Origin of the sequence: Allostella sp. (assembly GCF_041913585.1) — a bacterium.
Classification (GTDB): Bacteria; Pseudomonadota; Alphaproteobacteria; order ATCC43930; family Allostellaceae; genus Allostella.
In genome coordinates this window covers 1-4,272 of record NZ_JAYSFE010000217.1, presented here as the reverse complement: position 1 = coordinate 4,272, position 4,272 = coordinate 1, and the positions used below count along the sequence as shown (strand labels likewise).

Below are 4,272 nucleotides of genomic sequence, written 5' to 3'. Positions count from 1 at the left end.
CGAGGGCGGCCGCACCGTCGGCGCCGGCGTCGTCGCCAAGATCATCGCCTGAGGTCGCTGCGTGCGGGGCGGCGGCAGTTGCTCCGCACGGCGTCCGACCGGCGTGGGATAGGAGTGTAGCTCAACTGGTAGAGCACCGGTCTCCAAAACCGGGGGTTGGGGGTTCGAGCCCCTCCACTCCTGCCATCCCTCCGGGGCGGCAGCGCGCGCGATCTCGTTGAGGCGAAATACCGATGTCGAAGACCAGCCCGTTCGAGTTCATCCGACAGGTCCGCCAGGAAGTCGGCAAGGTTACGTGGCCGACCCGCAAGGAGACCGGCATCACGACCATGATGGTGTTCGTCATGGTGTTCCTGGCTGCCCTCTTCTTCACGGCGGTCGACTGGGTGATCGCGCACGGGGTGCGGTTGTTCCTCGAACTCGGAGCCTGAGCGATGGCGATGCGCTGGTACGTCATCCATGTCTATTCGGGCTTCGAGAAGAAGGTCGCGGGCTCGATCCGCGAGCAGGCCGAGCAGAAGAACATGGCCGACCGCTTCGAGGAGATCCTGGTGCCGACCGAGGAGGTCGTCGAGGTCCGCCGCGGCGCCAAGGTCAACGCCGAACGCAAGTTCTTCCCCGGCTACGTGCTGGTGAAGATGGAGATGACCGACGAGACCTGGCATCTCGTCAAGAACACGCCCAAGGTCACCGGCTTCCTCGGCGGCCGCGGCCGGCCGATGCCGATCACCGACGGCGAGGCCGAGCGCATCCGCCGTCAGGTCCAGGAGGGCATCGAGCGGCCGAAGCCCTCGATCACCTTCGAGATCGGCGAACAGGTGCGGGTGTCCGACGGGCCCTTCGCGTCCTTCAACGGCCTCGTCGAGGAGATCGACGAGGAGAAGGCGCGGCTCAAGGTTGCGGTGTCGATCTTCGGTCGCTCGACACCGGTCGACCTGGAATATTCCCAGGTCGAGAAGGTCTGACCGGGCGCCGGCCGCGGGCCGGCGTCGCACGAGGGCGCGGGAGGCTCGCCATGGCCGGACCGCGCATCCCAGGGGTGGCGCCCACGGGTCGCCGCCCCATATGAGAGGGACACGAGATGGCGAAGAAGATCGTCGGGTACATCAAGTTGCAGGTTCCGGCCGGCAACGCCAAGCCGTCGCCGCCGATCGGGCCGGCGCTCGGCCAGCGCGGCCTTAACATCATGGAGTTCTGCAAGGCGTTCAACGCGCTGACCCAGGGCCTCGAGCCGAACATGCCGATTCCGGTGGTCATCACCGCCTACGGTGACCGCACCTTCACCTTCGTCACCAAGACCCCGCCCAACACCTACTTCCTGAAGAAGGCGGCGGGCATCGACAAGGGCTCGCAGACGCCGGGCCGCGGCGCCAACGTGGGCAAGGTCACGATGGACCAGCTCCGCGAGATCGCGGCGGTGAAGATGAAGGATCTGAACGCCAACGACGTCGAGGCCGCCTGCCGCATGCTGGCCGGCTCGGCCCGCTCGATGGGCCTCCAGGTGGTGGAGTAAGCGGTCATGAGCCAGGGCAAGCGTCTGAAGAACGCCTACACGAACATCGACCGCGAGCAGTTCTACGCGCTCGACACGGCGATCAAGATGGTCAAGGAGCGGGCGACCGCCAAGTTCGACGAGACCATCGAGATCGCGATGAACCTCAACGTCGATCCGCGCAAGGCCGACCAGATCGTCCGCGGCGTCGTCTCGCTGCCGCACGGCACCGGCAAGACCGTGCGGGTCGCCGTCTTCGCCAAGGGCGACAAGGCGGCCGAGGCACAGGCGGCGGGGGCCGACATCGTCGGCGCCGAGGACCTGATGGAGCGGGTGCAGGCGGGGCAGCTCGATTTCGACCGCTGTATCGCCACGCCGGACATGATGGGGCTGGTCGGCCGCCTCGGCAAGATCCTGGGCCCGCGCGGCCTGATGCCGAACCCGCGCCTCGGCACCGTGACGCCGAACGTCGCCGAGGCGATCAAGGCGGCCAAGGGCGGCCAGGTGGAGTTCCGCGCCGAGAAGGCGGGGATCATCCATGCCGGCGTCGGCAAGGCGAGCTTCTCCGAGGAGGCGCTGCTCGCCAACGTCCGCGCCTTCGTCGACGCGATCACGCGGGCGAAGCCGTCGGGCGCCAAGGGCACCTACATCAAGAAGGTTTCGCTGGCCTCCACCATGGGCCCCGGCCTGAAGGTGGAGACGGCAACCATCGCGGCCGGCTGACGCCGGACCCCGCGAGGACGGAACGTCGTCCGCCGGCTCCGGCCGGCGGGCGGAACAGGGCGGGTGGGAGTTCCCACCAGCCCGGCCTGTCCAAGACCGCAGGTGCCGCCCGGGTCCGCCCGGGCGACCGAAGGGGGCGCGAGCCCCGCCGGCGATAGACGGGACGAAGCGAACGATGTCGGCCGGCTCCGGGTTTCCGGGCGGTCGGAATCGGTTGTGGACTTCTGGGGCAGGACGGCCGGGCCCGGCGACGGGTTCCGGCACAACCGCCCCGCCGAAGCCCCCTTGCGGGGGCGGCGACGGGGCAAGCGATGCGGAGACGAGCAGTGGATCGATCCGAGAAGACCAAGCTGGTCGAATCCCTGCGCGACACGCTGTCCGAGGCAGCCGCCGTGGTTGTCACCCAGCAGTCCGGTCTGACCGTGGCTGAGGTGACCGAACTCAGGCGTCGGATGCGTGCGGCAGGGGCCGGCTTCAAGGTGACGAAGAACCGGCTCGCGCGTCTCGCCATTGCCGGTACGAAGTTCGAGGGAGTGGGGCCGATGCTGGCCGGGCCGACGGCGATCGCGCTGTCGAAGGACCCGGTGGCGGCGGCCAAGGTGGTCGTCGACTACGCCAAGCAGAACGAGAAGCTGAAGATCGTGGGCGGTGCCTTCGGTTCGCAGGTTCTCGATGCCGACGGCGTCAAGGCGCTGGCCTCCCTGCCCTCGATCGAGGAACTGCGCGGCAAGATCGTCGGCATCCTGCAGACCCCGGCCGCACGCCTCGTCGGCGTGCTGCAGGCCCCGGGTGGACAGGTTGCCCGCGTTCTCGCGGCGTATGCCCGGCAGGACGAAGCCGCCTGAGACCCCGTGTGAACCGATAGCACTATAGTGTTTGGAGACAACCGATGACCGATCTTGCCAAGCTGGTGGAAGAACTCTCGGCCCTGACCGTGATCGAGGCGGCCGAGCTCTCGAAGATGCTCGAGGAGAAGTGGGGCGTGTCCGCCGCCGCTCCGGTGGCGGTCGCGGCCGCCGGTGGCGGTGCCGCCGCCGCCGCCGCTCCCGTCGAGGAGCAGACGGAGTTCACGGTGATCCTCGCCGATGCCGGCGACAAGAAGATCAACGTGATCAAGGAAGTCCGCGCGATCACGAGCCTCGGCCTGAAGGAGGCCAAGGACCTGGTCGAGGCGGCGCCGAAGCCCGTCAAGGAAGGCGTCGGCAAGGACGAGGCTGCGAAGATCAAGAAGCAGCTCGAGGACGCCGGCGCGAAGGTGGAGATCAAGTAAGATCGCTACCCGTTCTTCATATCACCGGCGGCGGATCGCTCCCTCGGGGGCGGTCCGCCGCAGCGAGACAGGCCGGATCGTCGCGGGCCGCGCGATCCGGCTTGGAGCGTTACTGGACACCGGCGACTTCCGGCCGCCGGTGTCCGCGGCCCCCGGCCCCGCGCGCGCTGCCCTGGCGCGCGGCGCGGGCATTCTGCATCCGATGCGAGGCTGACCCATGGCGAACACCTTTTCCGGCCGCAAGCGCATCCGCAAGAGCTTCGGTCGCATCTCCGAAGTCGCGCCGATGCCCAACCTGATCGAGGTGCAGAAGAGCTCGTACGACCATTTCCTGCAGATGGACGTCGCGCCCACCGAGCGCGGCGACGTCGGCCTGCAGGAGGTGTTCAAGTCCGTCTTCCCGATCAGCGACTTCTCCGACCGGGCGCGCCTGGAGTTCGTGCGCTACGAGCTGGAGCAGCCGAAGTACGACGTCGAGGAGTGCCAGCAGCGGGGGATGACCTTCGCCGCGCCCCTCAAGGTCACGCTCCGCCTCGTGGTCTGGGACGTCGACGAGGATTCCGGCCTGCGCTCGATCCGCGACATCAAGGAGCAGGACGTCTACATGGGCGACATGCCGCTCATGACGGCGAACGGCACCTTCATCATCAACGGCACCGAGCGCGTCATCGTCTCGCAGATGCACCGCTCGCCGGGTGTCTTCTTCGACCACGACAAGGGCAAGACGCACTCCTCGGGCAAGTACCTGTTCGCCGCCCGCGTCATCCCCTATCGCGGCTCCTGGCTC

The 4,272-nt window shown here is 68.1% G+C and carries 6 protein-coding genes, 1 tRNA gene and 1 pseudogene; all 8 read left to right on the top strand.

What is annotated here, in order from left to right; translation table 11 throughout:
- Positions 1-110 precede the first annotated feature (110 nt).
- Positions 111-186: transfer RNA gene (locus ACE3Q3_RS23170), tRNA-Trp, on the top strand.
- A 47-nt stretch (positions 187-233) separates the two neighbouring features.
- Positions 234-431 (top strand): preprotein translocase subunit SecE, encoded by a 198-nt coding sequence (secE, locus tag ACE3Q3_RS23165; RefSeq protein WP_374450027.1) that lies wholly within the window; start codon positions 234-236, stop codon positions 429-431.
- Positions 432-434: 3 nt separating this feature from the next.
- Positions 435-965, top strand: coding sequence for a transcription termination/antitermination protein NusG (gene nusG, locus ACE3Q3_RS23160; RefSeq protein ID WP_374450025.1), 531 nt, complete (start codon positions 435-437; stop codon positions 963-965).
- A gap of 116 nt (positions 966-1,081) precedes the next feature.
- Positions 1,082-1,513, top strand: a complete 432-nt coding sequence (gene rplK, locus ACE3Q3_RS23155; protein ID WP_374450023.1) for a 50S ribosomal protein L11 — start codon at positions 1,082-1,084, stop codon at positions 1,511-1,513.
- 6 nt (positions 1,514-1,519) lie between these two features.
- Positions 1,520-2,215 carry a 50S ribosomal protein L1 gene (rplA, locus tag ACE3Q3_RS23150; protein ID WP_374450022.1) on the top strand — a complete coding sequence of 232 codons (696 nt, stop codon included), beginning with the start codon at positions 1,520-1,522 and terminating at the stop codon, positions 2,213-2,215.
- A 326-nt stretch (positions 2,216-2,541) separates the two neighbouring features.
- The gene (gene rplJ, locus ACE3Q3_RS23145) at positions 2,542-3,060 is read left to right on the top strand and encodes a 50S ribosomal protein L10 (protein WP_374450020.1); all 519 of its coding nucleotides are present in this window, start codon (positions 2,542-2,544) and stop codon (positions 3,058-3,060) included.
- A 44-nt stretch (positions 3,061-3,104) separates the two neighbouring features.
- The gene (gene rplL, locus ACE3Q3_RS23140) at positions 3,105-3,485 is read left to right on the top strand and encodes a 50S ribosomal protein L7/L12 (RefSeq protein WP_374450018.1); all 381 of its coding nucleotides are present in this window, start codon (positions 3,105-3,107) and stop codon (positions 3,483-3,485) included.
- Positions 3,486-3,702: 217 nt separating this feature from the next.
- Positions 3,703-4,272, top strand: a pseudogene (locus ACE3Q3_RS23135) (DNA-directed RNA polymerase subunit beta); the annotation flags it as partial.